Origin of the sequence: Archangium sp., assembly GCF_036277355.1 — a bacterium.
Taxonomy (GTDB): Bacteria; Myxococcota; Myxococcia; order Myxococcales; family Myxococcaceae; genus Archangium.
Genome location: NZ_DASUNC010000106.1, coordinates 1 through 22,720, shown reverse-complemented (window position 1 = coordinate 22,720; position 22,720 = coordinate 1). Strand labels below are relative to the sequence as shown.

Here is a 22,720-nt window from a genome sequence, read left to right as displayed (position 1 = left end):
GCTCAGTACATCTTGATGGTGAACACCTGGTTGTTGACGGAGCCGTTGCTCGGAGCCAGGCACTCCCACTGCTGGATGTTGGTGCCGTTGCTGGACCCGCCGCCCGCGACGTCGACGCACTTGCCGGTGCGGGTGTTGATCATGTGGAACTTGTTCTGACCGGGGAACTGCTCGAAGCGGAAGAGCTGGTTGGGGTTGTTCACGTCACACTGCCACATCTGGATGTTGGTGCCGTTGGTGGTGCCACCGCCCGAGACGTCGAGGCACGTGCCGGACTGCGAGTTCTTCGCCAGGAAGACGTTGGGCGTCGGGGTCGGGATGAGGGTGAAGTTCTCGTTGTCGTTGCCGCTCGTGCAATCCCAGATTTGAGCGTTGGTGCCGTTGGCCGGGTTGCCGTTGACGACGTCGATGCACTTGCCGTTGCCCTCGTTGCGCAGCTGGAACTTCACGATCCACGGAGAGTCGGTGGCCAGGAGGCTCCAGGAGGAGATCAGGTCGTTGAAGCTGAAGTCCTTCAGGTTGTTGACGACCGAGTTGTCGAGGAACGGGAACACGTTGGCGAAGGTGCGCGAGCCGCCGCCGAAGTTGCTGTGCTCGTAGAAGGTGCCCGCCATCACGTTGGGGATGGTGAAGGCGGTGATCTCATCGTTCCAGGTCGAGTCGTTGCCGTGGGTGTAGAGGTTGAAGGCATCCGAGAAGCCGGAGGCGTCGAGGTTGACGTTGATGGAGCCGTTGACGCAGAACGCCCAGCTGCCGCCCCAGGCGCTGTCGTACGCGTGCCGGAAGGCCTCGATGCAGTACTTGTCCTTGAGCGCCAGGAACCTGGACATGTGGTTGTACACGGCCTGCGTCAGCGCGGGATAGACGTGGTACTTCGTCGAGCCCGAGATGCTTCCGCCCATCAGCACGCCCACGACGTAGTACTGGCCGTTCTCCTGGTAGAGCAGCGGACCGCCCGAGTCACCGCCCTCGGTGTAGGGCTGCGTCGAGGTGTCGGAGACGATGTTGAAGTACCCGTAGTCCGAGCCGTTGTGGGTGTTCGTCGTGCCGCTGATGGGGCGGGTGCCATACGCCTTCGTCGTCTCGCCGCCGAAGCCGATCATCGTCACGTGGGTGCCCACCGTGACCTGGTCGGTCTTGTAGGCGAACGGCAGGTACTTGCTGAACGTCCGCTTGCCGAACTTCACGAGCGCCAGGTCGCGCTTGTACGTGCTCTCGCCCTGGGAGGTGCCGTAGTAGACGTTCGAGTACAGGTCCTTCGACATCACGATGTAGCTGGAGTACGAGCCCTCGGTGTTGTTGTTGTCACCGTCGGCGTTGTCGACCTTCACCCATTTGGCGACTTCGTTGCCCACCTTCACGCAGTGCGATGCGGTGAGGAGGGTGTCCTCGGAGATCGCCGTGGCGGTACAGGTGTAGTAGCTCCCGGTGGACGGGTAGTACGTGAGGATGCGGACGACCTCGGGGAAGAGGCTCGTCGTGTAGGTGCCGTTGTTGAGCTCGTCCTGCGTGTGGCCGAGGGGCTCCTGGGGAAGCGGAGCGACGGTGCTACCTCCCGCGTTCGACTCGCCCATCGTGTCGATCATCACATCTCCGCAGCCGGCCAACAGGGTCATCGAGGCGAACAGCGTCATCGTCTTCTTCAACATGGGGGTGCTCCAGGGCGGGTGACCGCGTCTTTTGCTCCCTTGGACCCGTGGTCTTCTTTTTCGGGCAAGCGCACCGGAGGATTCGTTGGCCCGCCGAATGCTCTGGCACGGCGCGCATGTCTGGACCGCATGACCTCTTCGCTCGCTACACCTTCGGTCACCCCGAGCGGGCCGCCGCTGAATTGCGCGCCGTACTGCCCGCGCACGTCGTCTCGGAGGTGGACTGGACGTCTCTCCGGCGAGAGCCCGTTAGCGTGGTGGACCCGGAGCTGCGCGAGACCGAGAGCGACCTGCTCTTCACGGCGCGCCTGCGCACGGGACAGCCGCTGCTGCTGTACGTGTTGCTGGAGCACCAGTCGTCGGTGGATTCGTGGATGGCGCTGCGGATGCTGCGCTACGTGGTGCGGCAGGTGGAGCGTTGGAGACAGGAGCACCCGGAGAGCACGCGGCTGCCGGTCATCATCCCGCTCGTGATGTACCACGGGGCGGATGGCGTCTGGACCGCACCGCGCCGGGTGGAGGACCTCTTCGAATTGCCGGGAGGGGAAGAAGCGCGGGAGCGATGGCGAGCCCTGGTGCCGCGTTTCGAGTACCTGCTCGATGACTTGACGGCCGAGCGGGAGGTGGTGCTGCGAGCGCGCGCGGGACCGCCGTTGGCGCGCCTGGCCTGGCTGGTGTTGCGCTACGGACGCACCGGGGAATTGGCGCGGAGATTGCCGGAGTGGATGACGCTCTTCGCGCAGGTGTACGCGGGCGCCGAGGGCGCGGAGCATCTGGTGGTGGTCATCCGTTATCTGGTGTGGGTGGGGGATGCGGCCGTCCACACAGCGGCGAAACGGGTGTTAAATTCGGTGCTGGATGGGCAGCGAGCGGAGGATCTGATGGGCAGCTGGGCCGAGGAGATGATCGAGAAGGGCGTCCAGAAGGGCCGGGCAGAGGGGCTGAGCGAGGCCATCCTGCGGCTCCTCACCGCACGCGGCGTACGCGTCGACGAGACGGTCCGACAGCGCATCCTCACCTGCACGGACATTGCCACCCTCGACCGTTGGTTCGACCGGGCCCTGAACGCGACCACCCTCTCCGACGTGCTGGACGAGCGCGCCCAGTAGACGCGCCCATCCATCCTGTTCACGGGTCCACCGTGTTCCCGCGGTTGCCTCGGAACAACAGCGCGTAGGGCAGCGTCACCGCGCCCACGACTCCCACGAGCCCGAGCCAGGGCCACGGTGTAGCCAGCAGCGGAGCCACTTCCCGCCGCACCGAGGGCGGCACCTGCGCGGCGAGCATGACGCAGGCGATGCCGAGCACGAACACGGCGAAGCCCTTGCGCAGCGCCCGTGGGGAGACGCGGCCCGCGAGGCGCCCTCCCAGGAAGCTGCCTCCCACGGCCGTACCCACCACGGCGGCGGTGAGCCCCCATGGAAGCTGCACATGGCCCAGGTGCCCGAGCAGTCCGGCGAAGCACTGGAGCGAGATGACGGCCAGCGACGTGCCCACGGCGGCCTGCGTGGGCAGTCCCACCAGCACGAGCGCGGGGACGATGAGGAAGCCCCCTCCGGCGCCCACGAGTCCCGATAGCAGGCCCACGGCGGCACCCTGCGCGAGCACGCGCGGCACGGGCAGCAGCACCGGCGCCTGCTCGGCGTCACCGGGCTGCGCGGGAGCCTCCTTGCGCCGCAGCATGGCCACGGCGGCGGCCACCATGATGGTGGAGAAGAGCAGCAGCAGCAGCCCCGGAGGCACCCACTGCGCCAACCTCCCTCCGAGGAACGCGCCGGACATGCCTCCGGCTCCGAAGACGAAGGCCGTGCGCCAGCGCACCCGTCCGGCCCTCGCATGCACCACCACGGCCGAGGCGCTGGTGATGCCCACCACCAGCAGGGACATGGCGATGGCCGTCTTCGGCTCGACGCCGAGCACGTACACCAGCAGGGGCACGGTGAGGATGGAGCCGCCGCCGCCCAGCAGCCCCAGTGACACCCCGATGAGCAGCGAGGCGGCGATCCCGAGCATCATCATGCGGCGCTGCTCTCCGGTCGCGACACGGCGAGCAGGTCCCTGCACTCACGCAGCATCCCCTCCCAGGCGCTCGGGTCCTTCGCCGCCGCCTGTCCGGCGGCTCGCAGCAGCTCGAGCATGCCGAGGAGCTGCGAGTGCGTGGGAGGACCGCCATTCGCCTGGAGCAATCCGCGAGGGATGGACGCGGGGACTCCGCCGCCCAGCTCCCGCATCCGCGCGAGCAGCGTGTCGAGCACGTCCGCCACCTGGAGCGCGGGCGGGTGCTCGGCGCGCACCACCGGCAGCCCCGCCTCGTTCCACGCGAGCATTCCCCCGCGCAGGTTCATCACCCGCTGGAAGCCCTGGCGCACCAGCTGCGCCGCGGCCCGGCCCGAGCGCGCCCCGGAGCGGCACACCATCACCAGCTCCACGTCCCGTGGCCAGCTTCCGGCCGCCTGCTCCACCGTGCTCAGGGGCACGAGCCTCGCCCCCAGGATGTGCCCGAGCAGCCCGTCGAACTCCGCGGGCTCGCGCACGTCCACCAGCCGCACCTCGTTCTTCTCCCCGGCCACCGCGCTCACGTCCACGTCCCGGTAGCCCTCCGCGTGCGGAGTGCCCTTCTCGTACAGTGCGCTCATCGTGTGCTCTCCGTGCTCCGGGGGCTCAGCTCATCGCCTGCGCCGCGGGCGCCGGCTTGCCGCACGCACGGTTCGCCGGCACCGCCACGTCCAGCTTCTTGGGCGGCGCCAGCTTGCGGTTGTTCATGAACTCGATGAACCACTCGCGGCTCCTGCCCGCCAGCCGCGGGTTGTGGCGCTTCTCCTCGCCAATGGTGCTCATCGTCTGGCCCGCGTAGTCGTGGCCCGGGTACACCTCGGTCTCGTCCGGCAGCGTGAAGAGCTTCTGTGTAATCGCGTCGTAGAGCTGCCCGGCGTTTCCGTTCTGGAAGTCCGTGCGGCCACAGGCCCGGATGAGCAGCGCGTCGCCCGTGAAGAGCTTGGGGCCCACCCGGAAGCTCACGCTGTCATCCGTGTGCCCCGGCGTGGCGAGTACCTGGATGCGCAGCCCTCCCAGCGCCAGCTCCTCGCCATCCTTCACCGGCCGGTCCACGCACGGTGCTCCCGCCGCGCTCGCCGCCACCCGCGCCCCCGTCAGCTCCCTCAGCCGCCCCGCTCCCGTGACGTGGTCCGCATGGATGTGCGTCTCCAGCACCAGCACGAGCTTCAGGTCCAGCTCCTTCACCAGCTGGAGGTCTCTCTCCACCTGTTCGAGCACCGGGTCCACGAGCGCCGCCTCGCGCGTCGTCTCGTCGGCGATGAGGTAGGTGTACGTCCACGTTTCCTGGTCGAAGAGCTGGCGGAAGAGCATGCCCGCTGTCATTGCGAGGGCCGTGCCAGCGCCGTGACGCACTGCTTCCCTCTGGGCACGGGCACCACACGGGCACGGATACCCTCACCCCGACCCTCTCCCGGAGGGAGAGGGAGAGAAGGTGAAACGTTTCGTGAAACAGGTGAAACGCTTCAGGCGATGCCCGCGTCCCGGAGCCGGCGCCAGAGGGTCACCCGGCTGATGCCCAGCATCCGGGCGGCCTCCGTGCGGTTTCCTCCCGCTCTCGCCAGCGCGGTCCGCAGTGCCTCCGGGTCGTGGGTGTCCTCTCCCGGCCCGGGCTCGGCCGGCACGGTGGAGGCCGGTGGTGGCCGTGGCTCGGAGAACTCGGGGGGCAGGTCCGCCTCGTGCAACACCGGGCCCTCCCCGATGACGTAGGCGTACTCCATCACGTTGCGCAGCTCGCGCACGTTGCCCGGCCAGCCATGGGACTCCAGCAGGTGCCTCGCCCCCGGCGAGAAGCGCTCCACGTGCCGCGGACCGTTCTGCTCCAGCTCGTCGAGGAAGCGCCTCGCCAGCGGGAGGATGTCCTCGCGCCGCTCGCGCAGGGACGGCAGGAAGAGCGGCACCACCCGCAGCCGGTACATCAGGTCCGCCCGGAAGCGGCCCGCCTCCACCTCGCGCCGCAGCGGCCGGTGCGTGGCGGCCACGATGCGCACGTTCACCGGCACCGACGAGCGTCCTCCCACCGGAATCACCGAGCGCGTCTCCAGCACCCGCAGCAGCTTCCCCTGGAGCTCCAGTGGAATCTCTCCCACCTCGTCCAGGAAGAGCGTGCCCCCGTCCGCCAGGCGGAAGTGGCCCGGGCTGTCCCGCACCGCGCCCGTGAAGGCGCCGCGCACGTGGCCGAACAGCTCGCTCTCCAGGAGGCTCGGCGGCAGCGCGGCGCAGTTGATGGCGCGGAAGGGCCCCTTGCGCCGCGCCGAGATGGCATGCAGCGCGTTGGCCACCAGCTCCTTCCCCGTCCCCGACTCGCCCCGCACCAGCACGCTCGACTCGGTGCGCGCCACCTTCTCCACGATGCGGAACAGGCGCTTCATCCCCGGGTTCCGCGTCCACATGCCGTGGAACGTCTCCTCGGCATCTCCCCGCGTCCCCTCGGTCTCCGTCTCCGCGCCGAGCAGCACCACCCACCCGAGCCGCTTCGCTCCCTGCTCCATGGGCACGGCCCGCACCCGCATCACCCGCACGTCTCCCGGCGTCCGCGACCGGGCCTCCACCGGGTGCCCGTGGGTGAGCAGCGCCTCGAGTCCCCGCGCCCCCTCGGACACGGAGAGCACCTCCGCCAGCGGCGTGCCGGGGCGGACGAGGGCGGGGCCCAGGCGCGCCTCCGCCTCGGGCGTGGCCGCCGTCACCCGCTGCTGGAGGTCGACGAGCAGCACGGCCCCCGCCAGGGCCTCCAGGGCGGGCAGCAGCGGTGGGGAGCTGGCGGAGGGCGGGTGACGCGAGTGGGGCATGGGCTCGAACGGGTGAAACACCGTGTTTCACCCCGGTTCATACCCCTCCCGGCCGCGCGCTTCACCAACTGGTCCGATGGTCGGACCAGTTGCTCACGACCGCGCCCGTCAGGCCCTCCCGCGCAGCATCAATTTCCAGTAGAGCTGCGGCAGGCCGTACTTCTTGAGCAGCCACATGTCATGCCGCTCCTTCATGGTGTCGATGAGCGGGATGCTCGGGGTGGGCTTGCCGTCGTAGTCGAACTCGGCGAGCAGCAGCTTGCCGTAGCCGGTGGTGAGCGGGCAGGACGCGTAGCCGTCGTAGCTCGCCGTGGGCGCCCGGCCCGCCATGACGGCGAGCAGGTTCTCCACCAGCACGGGCGCCTGCTTGCGGATGGCCGCCCCGGTGCGCGAGGTCGGCAGGTCCGATGCATCTCCCAGCGCGAACACCTCCGGGTGCTCCGGGTGCTGCAACGTGTGCTTGTTCGCCTTCACCCACCCCTTCGTCCCGCCCTCCTGCCAGGCCAGCGGGCTGCGCTTGATGAAGTCCGGCGCGCTCTGCGGCGGGCACGCGTGGAGGAGCTCGTACGGGATGACCACCTCCTCGGTGCCCCCCTCCGGCAGCGTCCGCGTGAAGACGGCCTCGTTCCTGTCTCCGCGCACCTCGGTGAGGTTGTGCTGGTAGCGCGCGTCGATGCCGTAGCGCTTCACCACCTGCTCCAGCACCGCGGCGAACTCCTTCACCCCGAAGATGGCCTTGCCCGCCGAGGCGAAGATGACGTGCGCCTTGTCATCCACGCCCCGCTTCCGGAAGTGGTCCGCCGCCAGGTACATGATCTTCTGCGGCGCGCCCGCGCACTTCACCGGCGTGGCCGGGTGGGTGAAGAGGGCCGTGCCTCCCCGGAAGGCGCGCAGTATCTCCCACGTCTTGGGCGCGTAGCGCACGTCGTAGTTGCTGGAGACGTTGGGCCGCTCCGCCAGCGCCTGCCGCAGGCCCTTCACCTTGTCCCAGTCGAGCTGGATGCCCGGCGCCACCACCAGGAAGTCGTAGCCGATGTGCTTGCCGCCCCGCGTGCTCACCGTCTTCGCGACCGGGTCCACCTCCTCGGCCCAGTCCTGAATCCACTTCACGCCCCGGGGGATGAGCCGGGCCTCGTCGCGCACGGTGTCCTCCACGCGCGCCTCCCCGGCTCCCACCAGCGTCCAGAGCGGCTGGTAGTAGTGGTGCGCGCTCGGCTCGAGGAGGGCCACGTCCTTCTGGCCCGCGTGCGCCAGCCGCGCCGCCACGCTGATGCCCGCCGTGCCCCCTCCGATGATGAGGACCCGGTGCCGCTCGGTTCCCGGAACCCGGGCTACCGGCACCCTCACCGGATCCCTGCAGACCTGCTCGGTCACCCCTTCGCTCATCTCGGCCTCCCGCGCCCCGGAGGGCGGTTCATGTCTCGTGCAACACCTGTCTCCGTCTCATGGGAGCCAGGTCCTTTCCACGGGGATTCTGCAGATGGCGTGCCACCCGTCCGTTGCCGGGCACTCGTGAGGTCTCGGGGCGAACGGACGGGCCCATGGCTGTTTCACGGTGTTTCAGCCCCGGGCCCGAGCCGTGTTGCAGGGAGGGAGCCCTCCTGGATGTGCTACGGACAGGCATTCCCCAGGTGGCGCCGGGGCGGCTCCCGGGCGCACCTTGAGAACCTCAGGAGTCGTCCAACCTCGGTCCAGTGAATGCGCACGGCACGGGAAATCCGCGAGGAGATCGAAGCGCGCTTCGGGTTCTTCCCCCCGTTCTTCACGCCCGCGGCGGACGAGCCCCGGGTGCTGGAGAACCTGTGGCAGCAGACGCTCCTCGCCTACGTGGAGAATCCCCTCCCCGCCCTCTTCCGCGAGAAGCTCTTCGCCTGGCTGTCGCGCTACTGCGTGGTGCCCTACTGCATCGTGTGCCACTCCTGCGCGCTGCGGCCCCTGGGCATGCGGGCCTCCGAGGTGCTGGCCCTCCTGGAGGCCCTTCCTCCCGCGCATGGGGCCATCGACGAGACGCTCGCACGGCTGGACGCCGGCCATGACGTCCTCGAGGCGTGGCCTGCCCCCGGCTCGGCGCTGGAGGAGGACCTGTTCCGCTGCTCGGTCTTCCTCTTCGTCCACCAGGCCCGGGCCGAGCGGTGCCGGGAGCGGGTGCGCCGGTTGCTCGGCCCCGTGCTCTACGGCCACCTCGTCGTGTTCCTCGCCTACGTGAAGTCGTGCCACCTGTGGGTGGAGGCCCATCCGGAGCTGTCCTACGAGGCGGACGAGCGCGCCCGCGAGCACCTGGGGTGGCTGCTCCAGGAGGAGCCCCGGTTGGGGGAGTTCTTCGCGGGGTATGCCGAGCGGGTGCGCCAGGAGCGGGAAGCGCGCGAGCGGGAGGAGTACGAGCGGGCCCGGGCGGGCGAGCGCGCCGAGGCCCTCTCCCGGACGTTGAGCCGGCAGGCGGAGGCGCTGCGCGAGAACGAGGCCCAACGGCGGCTCGCGCTGGAGTCGGCCGCGCTGGGCACGTGGGACTTCAATCCCGTCACGGGCGAGCTGCGCTGGGATGAGCGCTGCAAGGCCCTCTTCGGACTGCCGGCGGCGGCCGAGGTGGACTACCCCACCTTCCGGGCCAGCATCGTCCCGGAGGAGCGGGAGCGGGTGGATGCGTCGGTGGCGCGGGCGCTCGCCCCCGGCGGTGACGGCGAGTACCGCGAGGAGTTCCACATCCGCAGGTTCCAGGACGGCATGGAGCGGTGGATCGCCTCGCGCGGCCAGAGCTTCTTCGACGAGCGGGGCCGGGCCGTGCGCTTCATCGGCACGGCGATGGACGTGACCGAGCACCGGCGCTCGGTGGACAACCTGCGCTTCCTCGCCGAGGCCAGCGCGCTGCTGGCCACCTCGCTCGACTACGAGGACACCCTGCGGCGCGTGGCCTCGCTGACCGTGCCCGTGCTCGCGGACTGGTGCGGGGTGGACGTGGTGGATGAGCGGGGGCGGATACGCCGGCTCATCCACGTCCACAGGGACCCCGGGAAGGTGCGGCTGAGCGAGGAGCTGCACCGGCGCTACCCCATCGACCCGAACGCCCCCACCGGCGCCCCCCGGGTGCTGCGCACCGGCGAGCCGGAGCTCATTCCAGAGGTCTCCGACGAGGCGCTCGCCCGTTACGCGCGGGACGCGGAGCACCTGCGGCTGATGCGGGAGCTGGGCGTGCGCTCCTATCTCACGGTGGCGCTGCGCTCGCGCGGGCGTGTGCTGGGGACGCTCACGCTGGTGCGCGCCGAGACGGGGCAGCGGTATGGCCGGGAGGAGCTGCGGCTGGCCGAGGAGCTGGCGGGCCGGGCGGCCGTCTCGGTGGACAACGCGCTGCTCTACCGCGAGGCGCAGCGGGCCATCGGGTTGCGAGATGGTTTCCTCCAGGTGGCCGCGCACGAGCTGCGCACACCCGTCACCGCGTTGAAGCTCAACGTCCAGGCGCTGGTGGCCGGCGCGCGCCGGGAGGAAGCCTGGAGCGAGCGGACGGCGTCGCGGCTGGCGGGCCTGGAGCGCGGGGTGGGCCGCCTGGGCGTGCTGGTGGACGAGCTGTTGGATGTGTCGCGCATCACCTCGGGCCGGCTGGTGCTGCGGCCGGAGGAACTGGATCTGACGGAGCTGGTGCGCGAGGTGGCCGGGCGCTTCTGTTCCGAGGCCGAGCGCGTGGACTGTGGCCTGCGGGTACAGGTGGCCGGGCCGCTGGTGGGGCGGTGGGACCGGCTGCGCCTGGAGCAGGTGTTGAGCAACCTGCTCTCCAATGCCCTCAAGTACGGAGCGGGCCAGCCGGTGGAGGTGGCGCTGAGCACCTCGGGCGAGCGGGTGCTCCTGCGGGTGCGCGACGAGGGCATCGGCATCGAGCCGGCCGTGCAGCAGCGCATTTTCGAGCGCTTCGAGCGCGCGGTGAGCGACCGGCACTACGGGGGCCTGGGCATGGGGCTGTGGGTGACGCGGGAGATCGTCACCGCCATGGGAGGCACGATCCACGTGGAGAGCGTGCCGGGGCAGGGCGCCACCTTCACGGTGGAGCTGCCCCGAGGCTGAGCGCTCCGGGGTCAGGACGGGCCCCCGTCCCTCCGCCTGCCCGTCATGCACGCGGGCTCACTCCAGTCTCGCCGCACGCCGGGATGGTTGCCCGCCTGACGCGGCGTGCCAACCGTTTCCAGGCAACGGAGGTGAACCGTGGGAATGTTGGTGGACGGAGAGTGGCGTACGGACTGGTACGCCCCGGACGAGGCCGGACGCTTCGTGCGTCCGCGAACGCGCTTCCATGACCAGGTCTCCGCGAGCGGGGAAGGGCGCTTCCCGGCGGAGGCGGGCCGCTACCATCTCTATGTGTCCTACGCCTGCCCGTGGGCGAGCCGCGCGCTGCTCATCCGCAAGCTCAAGGGGCTGGAGGCGGCGGTGGGCATGACGGTGGTGGATCCGCGCATGGGCCGCAACGGCTGGGGCTTCGGGGGCTACCCGCGCTCGGGGCCGGACACGCTCAATGGCTCGCGCTACCTGAGCGAGCTCTACCTGAAGGCGGATCCCCACTACTCGGGGCGGGTGACGGTGCCGGTGCTGTGGGACGCGCGCGAGCACACCATCGTCAACAACGAGTCGCGCGAGCTGATGCGCATGCTGGACACCGAGTTCGATGCCTTCGCCGAGCACCCGGTGACGCTGTGTCCCGAGGAGCTGCGCGAGCAGGTGGACGAGACGATCGACGCGCTCTACGAGCCGGTGAACAACGGCGTGTACAAGGCGGGCTTCGCCAACAGCCAGGGCGCGTACGAGCTGGCGGTGCGCGAGCTCTTCACCGCGTTGCAGCACTGGGAGCGGGTGCTGGACCGGCAGCGTTACCTGTGCGGGGACATGCTCACGGAAGCGGACCTCTGCCTGTACACCACGCTGGTGCGCTTCGACTTCGTCTACTACGCGCACTTCAAGTGCAACCTGGCGCGCATCCAGGACTTCCCCAACCTGTGGAACTACCTGCTGGACCTGTACCAGACACCCGGGTTCGCGGAGACGACGAACATCGAGCACATCAAGGTGCACTATTACTGGAGCCAGGACGCCATCAACCCGTCGCGCATCGTGCCGATGGGGCCGCAGGTGGACCTGTTGACGCCGCACAACCGGGACCGGCTGGGCCCGCGCATGCTGGCGCCCGCGCCAGGAATCACGCGTCACTGACCCTGGCGGGTTCCACTCCGCCCAACCTCCCCTCTCCCCTCGGGAGAGGGACGGGGTGAGGGTGCCACGCCTCCCGGGCTCCCCACCGTTCCCCCGCCGTGTCCCCCTGGGGCACACTGCGGGGCTCACAGGGGACGACACATGGGACGCCTCACCATTCTCTCCACGCTGATGGGCACGAGCCTCGCCACGGGGGCGAGGCGCCTGAAGCGGGGCCCGCTGCGGCCCGGGTGGAGCTTCAAGTACGAGGCCACGGTGGCCTTCATGAAGGCCACCCACGAGCGCATCATCCACCTCGACGCACCCACGCAGCGCGCGGAGATGGAGCTGCTGTCCATGCCCTCGCCGGCGCTGAAGCAGGTGCGGCGCGAGCCGGTGGACGCGGGCGGAGTGCCCGCGGAGTGGTTCATCCCTCCGGGCGCCACCGGGGACGAGGTGGTGCTGTACCTGCACGGGGGCTCGTACGTCTTCGGCTCCACGCGCACGCATGGGGACCTCATCGCGCGAATCGCCCTGGGCACGGGCGCGCGGGTGCTGGGGCTCAACTACCGGCTGGCGCCCGAGCACCCCTTTCCCGCGCCGGTGGAGGACACGCTGATGGCGTACCGCTGGCTGCTGTCCACGGGGGTGAAGCCGGCGCGGGTGGCCTTCTGCGGGGACTCGGCGGGCGGCGGGCTGGCCCTCGCGGTGCTGGTGGTGCTGCGCGACGGAGGCGTGTTGCCGCCGGCGGGGGCCGTGCTCATCGCGCCCTGGGTGGACCTCGAGTGCAGCGGCGAGAGCGTGGTGGCCCACGAGCGCTTCGACTGGGGCGACAAGCGCATGCTGCTGCACTGGGCGAAGTGGTACGTGGGTGGCGCGGACGTGCGCAACCCGCTCATCTCGCCCTGGTACGCGGACCTGCACGAGCTGCCGCCGTTGTTCATCCACGTGGGCGGCGTGGAGCTGCAGCACGACGATGGCGTGCGCATCACCGAGAAGGCCCGCGCCGCCGGGGTGAAGGCGCACCTGGAGGAGTGGCCGGAGATGGTCCACAACTTCCAGACATTCGGTGACGCCTTCCCCGAGGCCGTGCGCGGCACCGCGAAGCTGTGCGAGCACCTGCGGACCGTGCTCGGAGGCGCCGACGCCCGCGCCAGCGCGACCTGATGCCTCTCTTCTTCTTGGTCCGTGGGAATCGTGCGACTCCGGGCGGGAGCACTGTTGCGCCTGCGACGCTGAGCGCCCGTGGCGTCTGGGAATGGCCATGGGGGGGATTGCCGGGATTGCGGAGGTTGCAGATATACGTCCTCACCCGAAAGGGAGGGCCGGGTGGGTGGCACCCCGGGAAATCACGAGGGCAGGGGGCCTCTCGCCGGTTTCGGACACGCGCCCCGTCTGGGAGTCACACCATGGCCCGGCACCACAACAGACGCTCTCCCCGTGCGGAAACGCGAGTCTCCGGCCTGTTCATCCAGCTGCTCACCACCGAGTGGACGAAGGACTCGCGGGGAGGCGCGGGCGCGCGGGTGAGGGACGCCACGCCGCTGGCGAGCGTGCTGCCGGAGGCGTTGAGCGCGGCCGGGGGCCACGCCAGCTTCCAGCTGCACCACGTCTACTTCTCCGAGCAGCGGCGCTTCCTGCCGAGGGACTGGACGGAGGTGCGCCGGGGCAGGCCCTTCGTGGAGGTGGAGGCCTTCCGCGTGGAGCGCACGGACGAGGGCGGAGTCCGGGTGCTGCTCGACTACGGGAAGATGGGGCTGCCGGGGCGGCTCGAGTGGCGCGGCCTGTCCCGGGGCGAGCCCCTGGAGGAGCTGTTCCACGTGGCTCCTGGCGAGTGGGCGCGCGGCGTGTACAACGAGCGGCTCCAGTACTGGGAGACGGGACACTCGGGCTACTGCAAGCACGTGCTCAACGTGGGCCTGCTGTTCGACGCGGCGCTGGACGTCTTCCTGCGCACCGCGCCGGAGACCGAGGTCCGCCGCGAGTTCCAACTGCGCCAGCGCGGGCTGGTGGCTCCGGGAGCACACGCCTCCCGGATGCCCTCCGTGGCGCAATAGAGGGGAGAACTCCCCTCTAAGGTTCGAGGCTGGGATCTACCGTAGCCAGAAGCCAGTCGAGCACCTCGGCTGGCTTCATCCAGGCATGCGGTACGCGGATTTCCGGCTCGCCCGTCACGTTTGGGTCCTGTCCGACATGGCAATGCAGCAGTGGGTGTCCGCATGGGCCCTGTCCTGCTGGCGCTTCGGTGAAGTCGACGCGTGCATACCAGGGCACCTGGGTCATTCGCCCTTTGCCTTGGATGCCAATGCTGAAGCTGCTTACCCGGGTGGTGCGCTGCTCAACGACCACGACCACTGTCAGGAGTGCTCCGTCATCCAGACTCTTCAGCTTGTTGAGCCGGAGCGCCGGATGGCCTCCCGCCTGGCCATCGGCATTGGGGGAGAAGACGAACGTCGAAGCACGTCCATCGCGATTCTGCTGGGTCAACCAGCCAACTGCTTGCCCCACGCAGAATCCCCGGTCCGCGAGCAGTTTGATCCGGACACGCAGCTCATTGCCGTGATTGATGCGCTTCGCGCCGAGCTCCTCGAAACCCTTCCGGATGGCCGAATCGCGGGTTTCCCAGGCACCCTTTTCCCTCAAGGTGTTCCTCCCAACAGCCGGGCCCGGTGGGTCAGCAGGATGTTCTCGAACGTCTCCGGAAGCTCACCCGCCTCATAGGCCGCGAGCCATGCCTCCGGCTTCTTTCCTGTGCGCTCAATGAAGGCCTTGGTTTCAGCCGCGACGTCGATGCTCTGTAACCGCTCGGGTTCGACCGAACTGCCGCTCAGCCAGCTCGCGAGGCCAGGTGCATCGGCGAGCACTCTCAGTCCTTCTCCTCCACGAAGCAGGAAGAGAAGAAGCGGCACTTGCCGGTCCACGAAGTGCTCGCGTCGCCCGTCGAGTTCGATGACGGTTGCTCCTTCGTCGGGTGGCGTGAGCAGGACCAGTGCGTTGGGATGCGAGTGCGCTTCATCGAGCGTTGTGGCTCGTAACACCTGGATACCACTCGGAGCGAGCAACTCCAATTCAGTGATGAGCTCGCTGCGTTGCTCGTAATCCGAATAGATGACCAACCCGATGGGTGTCTTCGTGTGGGCCAGCTTCCAGAGGGCCCCGGATGCGTCACGCATACAATGACACCCAATCCGGTCGTCCCAGGAGGGGGTGCATTTTCACGATGACCTTGTCGTCCACTTCGTTCTCGAGAAGAATGCCGTGCGACAGCAGCCGGACGCGCCGCTCGATGGGGATTTCGAGGCCGTCCGAGCCGTCCGCCGCCTGCATCACCTGCATGTCACCATCCCGCAGCAACCGGCGAAGGCTGTCGGTCTGGTCCCGCATGGCGTTGTCGAGATCTTCGCGCGTGGGCAGTTCCCGGTTGGCGACTGTGGCGTAGCCACCCGCATCCCTCATGAGTTGGAGGAAGGTCCGCGGGAGTCCTCCGCTGAAAATGGCCGCTGTTTCCAGGAGCGGTGCCAGTGCCTCTTCGTTCGTGCCCTCTCCTACTCGCCGATGGAAGATGTCCATGAGGAACTGGCGTCCCTCCTTCCAGCGGGCTCCTTGCCGTTCGAGCACTGGAACAGGGCGGATGGGGAAGACCCGAAGTTCACTCAGCAACTCGGCATTCGCGGGTCCGATGACCAGGGAAGGGGGCACGACGAACGCCAGCTCGACCTCATCCTTCAAGGAGAGGAAGGTCCGGACCGCGATACGGGCTTGTTCTTCCGGGCACTTTTCAAGTCCATCCAACAACAAGGCGACCTGAGACGTGGCGGGGCCCTTCTTCTTGACCTCGCGGACCACTGCCAGAAAGGCATCGCGGTAAGGGCCTGATTCTGATCGTCCTTGTTGGTTGGGGGCCTCTCCCGTCAGTAGGGAGCGCGCTTCCTCGGGTAGCTCCAATTGCAATTGGAACTGTTTCTGGACTCCATGAAGCATGGAGCCGCCAAGTGCCCAGAGAAGGTCAGCACCTGTGAGATGCCTCATGTTCAGGAACTGATCCAGCGGCAGATCCAACGCGAAGAACTCAGGACCATGACTCAACTCCGCAGCGGCGGTGGCTATCTCCGTGCTCTTGCCACAGCCCACTGGTCCCGCGACGGCGAAAGGCCCGAGCCCCGCGTGGATCATTGATGCGAGACGCCGTCCATCACCCATGGGCCGTGAAACATGCAGCGGATCGTGTCCCTCAAGTGGCTTGTGTGGGGCCAGCGCCTTCCAATCCATTTGTTGCCTCTGCTTTGACAGTGTCTGAAAGACGTGGTCACCCGTGATGGGGCGGTTGTTACTCACCTTTATATATTTCCCCGATCTCATCCTGGGCCAGAACACGGGCCCGGATACCCTCACCCCGACCCTCTCCCGGTGGGAGAGGGGAGAGTGGTCCGCGATGAGCGCGGGGACACGGGGGGAGCCTTCAGCGTCCGAAGAGGCCGCGGAGGCGCTTCTTGGCTTCCTCCTCGGCCTTCTTGCGCGCGGCCTCCGCCTCCTGCTTCGCCTTTTCCTCCAGCTCCTTCTGACGCTTCTCCGCCTCGGCCTTCGCGGCCTCCTTCGCCGCATCCGTGCCGCCAGTGATGATCTTCCCCACCTCCTTGCCCTTGTCCCCCAGCAGCTCCGTGGCCGCGCTCGCCGCCGCCATCTTCCCGATGGCCAGCGCCGCCGGCTTCACGTCCAGCCCCGTCACCTCCGGGCTCCACGCCTTGCCCGTCAGCTTCAGCGCCACCGGCACCGGCTCGGTCGGCTTCGCCTTGCCCAGCGTCATCTTCTCGATGAGCGGCGGCTGCAGGTGCACCATCCCCGTCAGATCCAACGTCCCGTCCAGCCGGATGCCTCCCTCGAAGGTCATCGCCGCCTCGGGCCGCGTCCACGTAATCGGCTTGGAGAGCTGCGCCACGCCGTTCTCGATGGTCACCCCGAACGGCAGGCTCTCCGACAGCTCGGTGATGCCGTTGCTGTCCAGCACCTTGCCCGGGATGGGCAGCGCCTTCACCAGCGGCCCGGATACCGCCGCCGGGATGTCCAGGCCCGAGAACGCCCCGCCCAGCAGGTTGCCCTGGATGGCCCCGGCGAGCCGCTCCTGCAGGCTCTTCACCTCGTAGCCCACGCCCGACAGGTTCATCTGCCCGTTGAACTTCCCGTCCAGCACCTTGCGCGGCACCCGCTTGGACAGCGCCTCCGCCACGTTCATGTCCTTCACGTCGGCCTTCAGCTCGAAGGGCCGCTGCGCCGCGTCGGGACCCAGCCGCACCGTGCTCCCGCTCGCCGACACCGTGCCGCCGTAGAGGCCCGTGGTGAAGCGCTCCACCGTGATGAGGTCGTCCACCATCTTCAGGTCGGCCACCATGTTGGACAGGTCCATCCCGTTCATCCGCAGCGCGCCAATCTTGAAGGACATGTCTCCGCGCATGCCGTTGAAGCGCTTGGGATCCTTCGGCCCCTCCTCGGGCAGTTGACCGCCCACCGTGGCGGCGATCTCCTCGTCCGTCATCAGCAGCTCGTCCGCGTCGAGCCGCGGGCTCTCGAGCGCCAGGGCGAACGTCATCGTCTGCTTCGCCCCCGTGCCCGCCTGCGAGTACGACGCCGTGCCGGCCATCGTGTACTCGAGCAGGGCGATGCCCAGCCGGCTCAGGACCACCTTCATGGGCTGCTTGCCGCTCTCGGGCTGGTACGTGCCCGCGGCGTCCACCGTGAAGGTCTGCCCGGGCCGCTTGTCCAGCAGCAGCCCCGGCCGCATGTCCACGCCCGACAGGTCCGACTTCGCGTCGAAGCGCAGCGCGCCACCGCTGGCCGCCGCCCCGGTGAGCCGCGCCGTCAGCCGCATGGGCGCGCCCGCCTCCTTGGAGAGCTGCTCGGGGATGCGCAGCCGCACCGGCGTCAGGTCCACCTCCGCCGTCAGCGCCTGCGACTCCTGCGTGCCGCCGCCGCGCACCACGAGGCCGATGGGGCCCGCCACCTGGCCGGCGAGCTGCTTGCGCAAGGGCGGGTAGTACTCGGCCAGCACCGCGGGGTCGAGGTTCTGCCCCACCAGCTCGAAGTCCTGCACCGTGGGCTTCTCGGTGAGCAGCCCCTTCACCTGTCCCTTGCCGGTGATGCGCGCCGGGCCGAGCTCCATCCGCAGCGTCTGCAGGGACAGGTCTCCCTTGTCCATGTCGCCCGTCACGTCGGTGTCCACCACCACGTCGAGCGCCTTGCCGCCCTCGGCCCCGGCGAAGCGCAGGCCCTGGGCGCGCAGGCCTCCCTTGAGGTTCGTGGGCCCGGTGCCGCCGGGCACCGCCGCGCCGAGCTGCGCCGTCCAGTCCGCCTGGAGTGTGCCCGCCTGCAGCCCCGCCTCCGCGCCGAGGAAGGGCCCCAGGGGCGCCAGGTCGATGGGCTCGGACTTCAGCTCCACGCGCTCGGGCACGGGGATGAGCGAGGCCGGCAGCGGCGTGGTGTGCAGCGTGAGGTGGAAGTTCTGCTTCTGCGACAGCACCGCGGCGTTCAACACCACGTCCAGCGGCTTGCCCGCGCGCAGGTCCTTCACCTCCACGTCGAGGTCCGAGATGGCCAGCTCACGCGCCTGCGCCGCGCTCCGGTCGATGAAGCGGATGGTGGCGTCGGTGAGCGCCGCCCGGTCCACACGCACCCTGGACAGGTCCGTGGGCTGCTCCTCGGCGGGAGGCGTCTCCTCCGGGGGCTTCTGCTGGGCGAGCTTCTCCTGCAAGCGCGAGACGTTGGTGGTGCCATCCGGCAGCCGGACGACGTTGACGGTGAGCCCGGACACCTCGGCGTTCTTCACCTGGATGTCCTGGCCGCGCGAGGTGAGGGCGGGCCAGAGCGCCACCGCCACGTCGAGCTCCTTCATCTCCGCCAGCGGCACCTGCTCGCCCTCGGCGGCGCCCACCACGACGTTCTCCACCTCGACGCCCACGTGGGGGACGAGCTGGGTGGAGATGTCACCAATCTCCACGGGCCGGCCCAGCGTCTGGGAGAGCGCCGCGGCCTCGGTGCGGGCGCGCTGGAGCAGGAAGGCGTCGAGCCGCCACAGGACCACGGCCACGACCCCCACCAGGAACAGGACGATGCCGCCCAGGACGTAGGGCCAGCGCTTCTTCTTCGGCTGCTGTTCGGACATCTCTCGGTACCTCCACCCGCCAGGGGCCTCGGGGTTGCTCGGGGCTCGGGCTGTCAGGCAGCCGAACCCTTAGCCCAGGAGGACCCATCCCGCACGTTCCTCGTACGCGGGGGCTCGGCATTGGATGTTGAAGTTGGCATTCACGGGCTTGGACGGGAGCCGCTCGCGGATATGCATCCCGTCCCGTGGGGCATGCTCGCCCGGCCGCTCACCGGGAGCCCACGGCGGGAGTCCACTGGAGGGGCCCCGAAGGCACCGTCCGGCTCAGGCCGAAGCGGTCGAGCACCATGCGGCCCCGGGTATCGAGGGCCTGCGCGTCCTCGGGGACCTTCCGGACGAGCCGCCCGGTGCTCATGTCCACCAGCAAGCCCTCGGAGTAGACGAAGTTCCCCGAGGCCACGAAGCCATACCCTCTCTGCTCGCCGAGCTCGCGCTGTTCTCCCGTCGCGGTGTCCACGAACCAGAGGCGGCGGTTCTGGTTCTTGCGTCGGGAGTCCCGCTGCACCAGCGCGCGAGTCCCCTCGGTGTACTGCACCTCGCCGCGCATGGGGTGCACGGTGCGCGTCTCCAGGTCCACCACGCTCTGGATGGAAGGAGACGGCGCGCCGCCCTCCGGAGTGGGGACGACGGGGAACAGCCGGAGGGGACCGTGGGAGGGAGGGGGCCGTGTTTCGTACGGGGTGGCGATGCCGAGCGGCTGGTGGACGCGGGCGCCGTGCAGCTCGAGCGCGTTGCCCTGGGCGGAGCAGGTCACGAGCACCTGCTCCCGCGCCGCATCCACGTGGAGGACATGGGCGCGGCAGCTCGCGGGCACCCACTCGGTGCGCTGGCCCGAGGACTGCTCGACGAACACCTCTCCCTGCTCACCCTGGCGCAGCAGGGCGTCTCCGAGCGGCCGGAGGACGCCTTCCCTCGGCACGAGCGGGCCGCCGTCCACCCGGCGCAGCAGCCACGAGGCCGTGTCGCCCTCCTGGCCATATTGGCCGTAGGACATGATGGGACCCCGGCAGTACCTGGAGGCGAGCGACGTCTGCGCCCGGGGCCAGGTGAGCTGTCCATCCCCATCCGTGTCCTGGGTGACCACGCCGAACCACACCCACTGGCCCTCGGGATCGAGCACGGCACGGCCCAGCAATCCGGGGCCGTGAGGCACCTCGCGCCTGCTGCCGTCCTGGAGGTTGATGAGGAAGGCCGTGGCTCGCTTCTCGGGCCCGCTCAGGGACACGAGGAGCAGGCGCTGGCCGTCGCGGGAGAAGGACACGGGCAGGGAGGCGCTGGGGGCGGTGCTGTCGGGGATGGTGCCGGGAGGGGCCAGCTCGGCGTCGGCGCGCGTGTACGTGTCGAGCAGCCGCATCGAGCCGCCGCGGACCACCACGAGGTAACGGCCGGTCGGATCCGCGGCGAGGAAGTCGTCGAGCCGCTCGCCCTCGCCGGGCTCGAGGAACAGGTAGGGGGCGAGCCTGTCTCCGAACGTGTCGCCGTGCCGGCCGTAGATGACCTCCCGCTTGCCATCGCCGTTGGTGTCCTCGCGGGCCTGGCAGGCGATGAGCCAGCGCCCATCCTCGGCGGCCCGCTGGAAGAGGAGGGGGTGGCGCGTGCCGATGGGGCCTGTCTCCCGCTGGAGCGCGGTGGGGGGCGCCTCCGTGAACTGAGGGGCTGGAGGGAGAAAGGCAACCGGCGGGCTCACGGGCTCGGGAGCGGGGGCGGCGGCGGGCGCGCTCGTGGGCTCGGTGCTCGGAACGGCGATGGGCGCACGCGTGGGCTCCGAGGCCGGGGCGGACGCGGAGAGGGGCGCACTCGTGGGCTCGGCGGTGGGCGGGGACGAGGCCCTCCGCGCCGCACAGGCGGGCAGGAGGAGGGCGGAGGCGAGCAGCACGCGGAGTTTCATGGTGGGCCGAGGCTGGAGGAGGAGACACCGGGGACGCAAGCGGCACGGAGTCCACTCCGAGCGTCTTCCCCGTCACGCACGAGGGATGGAGACTGCGGACGTGATGATTCGAGCCACCCTTTGCAGTGCCGTCCTGCTCCTGGTGCCCGCGTGTGCTCCGCGCACGGGCTCGGGGCCGGCGGCTTCCGTGTCCGCCATGGCCTCCACTCCCGCCGATGCCGAATACGCCCGCTTCGCCCGCGAGTACCTCGACTGGTACTACGCCGCGCACCCGGTGCGCGCGACGAACCTGGGGCTGCACCAGTACGACTCTCAGGTGCAGGACCTGTCGGCCGAGGCCTTCCAGCACCGTGCGAAGGAGCTGCACGGGTGGCTCGCGAGGCTGGAGCGGCTGGACCGGGCGGCGCTCACGGGGGACGCGGTGTTCGACGTGCGCATCCTGGAGAACGCCATCCGCGCGGAGCTGCTGGAGCTGGAGGCGGAGCGCGGCTGGCAGCGCAACCCGATGCTCTACAACAGCGTGATCGCCAGTGCGCTCTCGTCGCTGTCGCAGCGGGAGTTCGCGCCGGTGGAGGCTCGGGTGCGGAGCCTGCTGGCGAGGATGGAGCGGATTCCGGCGGTGGTGGCCGCGGCGAAGGCCAACCTGCGCGACGTGCCGAAGCCGTGGGCCGAGCAGGGCCTGCGTGACACGCGCGGCACGGTGGGCTTCCTGCGCGGGGATTTGCCGAAGGCGCTGGAGGCCCAGGGGCTGGCGCGAGTGGACGCGGCGCTGCGCCAGGAGCTCTCCGAGGCACTGGCGGGGGCGGTGGCCGAGGTGGAGGGCTTCGCGCGGTGGCAGGAGCAGGAGCTGCTGCCGAAGGCGAGCGGGGACTTCCGGCTGGGCAAGGCGCTCTTCGAGAAGAAGCTGGCGCTGGAGGAGCACGTGGCGCTGACGGCCGAGCAGCTGCGGGACGTCAACGAGCGGGCCATCCGGAGGTACCAGGAGTGGGTGGCGAAGGAGGCGGCGCGGGTGGACGCGGCGAAGTCACCGGTGGCGGTGATGGACGCGCTGGCGCACGACCATCCGGCGGCGGAGGAGCTGATTCCGACGGCGCGCAAGCAATTGGAGGAGTGCCAGCGCTTCGTGGTGGAGAAGGGGCTGCTGACGTTGCCCTCGGAGCGGCTGCCGACGGTGCGCGAGACGCCGCCGTACGCGCGGATGGGCTTCGCGTCGATGGACACGCCGGGGCCCTTCGAGACGCGGGCGACGGAGGCCTTCTACAACATCACCAACGTGGAGCCGGAGTGGACGGCGGAGCAGAAGGCACAGCACCTGACGTACTTCAACCGTGCGGGGCTGTTGGGCGTGACGGTGCACGAGGGCATGCCGGGGCACTTCGTGCAGCTGCTGTACGAGGCCCGGATTCCGACGGAGGTGCGCAATGTGTTCACGCCGGCCTCGCTGGTGGAGGGCTGGGCGCACTACGTGGAGCAGATGATGGTGGACGAGGGCTTCGGCGGGGGAGACCCGGCGGTGCGGCTGGGGCAGTTGCGGCGGGCGCTGCAGAGACATGCACGGTGGCACGCGGGCCTGTCGATGCACGCATTCGGCGAGTCGGTGGAGGGAGCGGCGAAGCGCTACGCGGAGATCGCCTACTTCGAGCCCTTCCCGGCGCTGCGGGAGGTGCAGCGGGGCACGTTCAACCCGACGTATCTCTATTACGCGCTGGGACGGATGCAGATCCTGAAGCTGCGCGAGGACTACAAACGTTACCTGGAGGCGCGGGGACAGACGTTCTCGCTGAGAGACTTCCACGACCGGTTCCTGCAACTGGGGTTGCCGGTGTCACTGGCGCGGCAGGCGATGATGCCGGGGGACACGGCGCCGTCGCTGGAGTGAGACGCTTCACCCGCGAGCGGATTTCACGCGGGCGAGCCAGTCCTGGAACTCGTCGCCCAGGTTCATGATGAAGTCGAAGCGGCCGGTGGAGAGCATCTCGACCAGCCGCCGGTCGCGGGCGATGAGCTCGGGCACGCTGGTGGG

At 69.5% G+C, this 22,720-nt stretch carries 17 protein-coding genes; 6 read left to right on the top strand and 11 right to left on the bottom strand.

Annotation, left to right across the window (positions count from 1 at the left end; translation table 11 throughout):
• Window positions 1-2: 2 nt before the first annotated feature.
• Window positions 3-1,649 (bottom strand): RICIN domain-containing protein, encoded by a 1,647-nt coding sequence (locus VFZ09_RS28035; RefSeq protein ID WP_329730752.1) that lies wholly within the window; start codon window positions 1,647-1,649, stop codon window positions 3-5.
• A gap of 116 nt (window positions 1,650-1,765) precedes the next feature.
• On the opposite strand from VFZ09_RS28035, the gene VFZ09_RS28030 reads away from it, so the two are divergent.
• Window positions 1,766-2,758 (top strand): Rpn family recombination-promoting nuclease/putative transposase, encoded by a 993-nt coding sequence (locus VFZ09_RS28030; protein WP_329730751.1) that lies wholly within the window; start codon window positions 1,766-1,768, stop codon window positions 2,756-2,758.
• Between the two features lie 19 nt (window positions 2,759-2,777).
• Here VFZ09_RS28030 and VFZ09_RS28025 read toward each other — a convergent pair whose 3' ends face one another.
• The 5 genes from VFZ09_RS28025 to VFZ09_RS28005 form a co-directional block, all read right to left on the bottom strand.
• On the bottom strand, window positions 2,778-3,668 hold the full coding sequence (locus tag VFZ09_RS28025) for a sulfite exporter TauE/SafE family protein (protein WP_329730750.1): 891 nt from the start codon (window positions 3,666-3,668) through the stop codon (window positions 2,778-2,780).
• A complete protein-coding gene (locus VFZ09_RS28020; RefSeq protein WP_329730749.1) occupies window positions 3,665-4,285 on the bottom strand; it encodes a rhodanese-like domain-containing protein in 621 nt (206 codons plus the stop codon). The genes VFZ09_RS28025 and VFZ09_RS28020 overlap by 4 nt, the downstream gene beginning before the upstream one ends.
• A gap of 25 nt (window positions 4,286-4,310) precedes the next feature.
• Window positions 4,311-5,015, bottom strand: a complete 705-nt coding sequence (locus VFZ09_RS28015) for an MBL fold metallo-hydrolase (RefSeq protein ID WP_329730748.1) — start codon at window positions 5,013-5,015, stop codon at window positions 4,311-4,313.
• A 152-nt stretch (window positions 5,016-5,167) separates the two neighbouring features.
• Window positions 5,168-6,490, bottom strand: coding sequence for a sigma-54 interaction domain-containing protein (locus VFZ09_RS28010; protein WP_329730747.1), 1,323 nt, complete (start codon window positions 6,488-6,490; stop codon window positions 5,168-5,170).
• Window positions 6,491-6,598: 108 nt separating this feature from the next.
• Complete coding sequence (locus tag VFZ09_RS28005) at window positions 6,599-7,876, bottom strand: FAD/NAD(P)-binding oxidoreductase (RefSeq protein ID WP_329730746.1); 1,278 nt, start codon at window positions 7,874-7,876, stop codon at window positions 6,599-6,601.
• Between the two features lie 312 nt (window positions 7,877-8,188).
• Here VFZ09_RS28005 and VFZ09_RS28000 point away from each other — a divergent pair, with 312 nt between their 5' ends.
• The 4 genes from VFZ09_RS28000 (at window position 8,189) to VFZ09_RS27985 (ending at window position 13,713) form a co-directional block, all read left to right on the top strand.
• Window positions 8,189-10,540: a sensor histidine kinase gene (locus VFZ09_RS28000; protein WP_329730745.1), complete on the top strand. Its 2,352-nt coding sequence runs from the start codon at window positions 8,189-8,191 to the stop codon at window positions 10,538-10,540.
• Between the two features lie 144 nt (window positions 10,541-10,684).
• Complete coding sequence (locus tag VFZ09_RS27995) at window positions 10,685-11,677, top strand: glutathione S-transferase family protein (RefSeq protein ID WP_329730744.1); 993 nt, start codon at window positions 10,685-10,687, stop codon at window positions 11,675-11,677.
• Between the two features lie 141 nt (window positions 11,678-11,818).
• Window positions 11,819-12,823 (top strand): alpha/beta hydrolase, encoded by a 1,005-nt coding sequence (locus VFZ09_RS27990; protein WP_329730743.1) that lies wholly within the window; start codon window positions 11,819-11,821, stop codon window positions 12,821-12,823.
• 242 nt (window positions 12,824-13,065) lie between these two features.
• Window positions 13,066-13,713, top strand: coding sequence for a hypothetical protein (locus tag VFZ09_RS27985; RefSeq protein WP_329730742.1), 648 nt, complete (start codon window positions 13,066-13,068; stop codon window positions 13,711-13,713).
• 16 nt (window positions 13,714-13,729) lie between these two features.
• Here the strand turns inward: VFZ09_RS27985 and VFZ09_RS27980 are convergent, their stop codons facing one another.
• The 5 genes from VFZ09_RS27980 to VFZ09_RS27960 all read right to left on the bottom strand — a co-directional run bounded on the left by VFZ09_RS27980 (window position 13,730) and on the right by VFZ09_RS27960 (window position 20,697).
• A complete protein-coding gene (locus tag VFZ09_RS27980; protein ID WP_329730741.1) occupies window positions 13,730-14,299 on the bottom strand; it encodes a hypothetical protein in 570 nt (189 codons plus the stop codon).
• On the bottom strand, window positions 14,296-14,829 hold the full coding sequence (locus VFZ09_RS27975; RefSeq protein ID WP_329730740.1) for a hypothetical protein: 534 nt from the start codon (window positions 14,827-14,829) through the stop codon (window positions 14,296-14,298). Before VFZ09_RS27975 ends, VFZ09_RS27980 begins: the two co-directional genes overlap by 4 nt.
• Window positions 14,822-15,925, bottom strand: coding sequence for a hypothetical protein (locus tag VFZ09_RS27970; protein ID WP_329730739.1), 1,104 nt, complete (start codon window positions 15,923-15,925; stop codon window positions 14,822-14,824). The genes VFZ09_RS27975 and VFZ09_RS27970 overlap by 8 nt, the downstream gene beginning before the upstream one ends.
• Window positions 15,926-16,115: 190 nt before the next feature.
• Entirely contained in the window at window positions 16,116-18,809 is a 2,694-nt protein-coding gene (locus VFZ09_RS27965; protein ID WP_329730738.1) for an AsmA family protein, read from the bottom strand.
• Between the two features lie 208 nt (window positions 18,810-19,017).
• On the bottom strand, window positions 19,018-20,697 hold the full coding sequence (locus VFZ09_RS27960; protein WP_329730737.1) for a hypothetical protein: 1,680 nt from the start codon (window positions 20,695-20,697) through the stop codon (window positions 19,018-19,020).
• Between the two features lie 103 nt (window positions 20,698-20,800).
• On the opposite strand from VFZ09_RS27960, the gene VFZ09_RS27955 reads away from it, so the two are divergent.
• On the top strand, window positions 20,801-22,576 hold the full coding sequence (locus VFZ09_RS27955; protein ID WP_329730767.1) for a DUF885 domain-containing protein: 1,776 nt from the start codon (window positions 20,801-20,803) through the stop codon (window positions 22,574-22,576).
• The last annotated feature ends 144 nt before the right edge of the window (window positions 22,577-22,720 follow it).

Excerpts from the sequence above, each read along its gene's own strand:
- VFZ09_RS28035 (WP_329730752.1), bottom strand. The coding sequence starts at position 1,649 with ATGTTGAAGAAGACGATGACGCTGTTCGCCTCGATGACCCTGTTGGCC.
- VFZ09_RS28030 (WP_329730751.1), top strand. The coding sequence starts at position 1,766 with ATGTCTGGACCGCATGACCTCTTCGCTCGCTACACCTTCGGTCACCCC.
- VFZ09_RS28025 (WP_329730750.1), bottom strand. The coding sequence starts at position 3,668 with ATGATGATGCTCGGGATCGCCGCCTCGCTGCTCATCGGGGTGTCACTG.
- VFZ09_RS28020 (WP_329730749.1), bottom strand. The coding sequence starts at position 4,285 with ATGAGCGCACTGTACGAGAAGGGCACTCCGCACGCGGAGGGCTACCGG.
- VFZ09_RS28015 (WP_329730748.1), bottom strand. The coding sequence starts at position 5,015 with ATGCTCTTCCGCCAGCTCTTCGACCAGGAAACGTGGACGTACACCTAC.
- VFZ09_RS28010 (WP_329730747.1), bottom strand. The coding sequence starts at position 6,490 with ATGCCCCACTCGCGTCACCCGCCCTCCGCCAGCTCCCCACCGCTGCTG.
- VFZ09_RS28005 (WP_329730746.1), bottom strand. The coding sequence starts at position 7,876 with ATGAGCGAAGGGGTGACCGAGCAGGTCTGCAGGGATCCGGTGAGGGTG.
- VFZ09_RS28000 (WP_329730745.1), top strand. The coding sequence starts at position 8,189 with ATGCGCACGGCACGGGAAATCCGCGAGGAGATCGAAGCGCGCTTCGGG.
- VFZ09_RS27995 (WP_329730744.1), top strand. The coding sequence starts at position 10,685 with ATGTTGGTGGACGGAGAGTGGCGTACGGACTGGTACGCCCCGGACGAG.
- VFZ09_RS27990 (WP_329730743.1), top strand. The coding sequence starts at position 11,819 with ATGGGACGCCTCACCATTCTCTCCACGCTGATGGGCACGAGCCTCGCC.
- VFZ09_RS27985 (WP_329730742.1), top strand. The coding sequence starts at position 13,066 with ATGGCCCGGCACCACAACAGACGCTCTCCCCGTGCGGAAACGCGAGTC.
- VFZ09_RS27975 (WP_329730740.1), bottom strand. The coding sequence starts at position 14,829 with ATGCGTGACGCATCCGGGGCCCTCTGGAAGCTGGCCCACACGAAGACA.
- VFZ09_RS27970 (WP_329730739.1), bottom strand. The coding sequence starts at position 15,925 with ATGGATTGGAAGGCGCTGGCCCCACACAAGCCACTTGAGGGACACGAT.
- VFZ09_RS27965 (WP_329730738.1), bottom strand. The coding sequence starts at position 18,809 with ATGTCCGAACAGCAGCCGAAGAAGAAGCGCTGGCCCTACGTCCTGGGC.
- VFZ09_RS27960 (WP_329730737.1), bottom strand. The coding sequence starts at position 20,697 with ATGAAACTCCGCGTGCTGCTCGCCTCCGCCCTCCTCCTGCCCGCCTGT.
- VFZ09_RS27955 (WP_329730767.1), top strand. The coding sequence starts at position 20,801 with ATGATTCGAGCCACCCTTTGCAGTGCCGTCCTGCTCCTGGTGCCCGCG.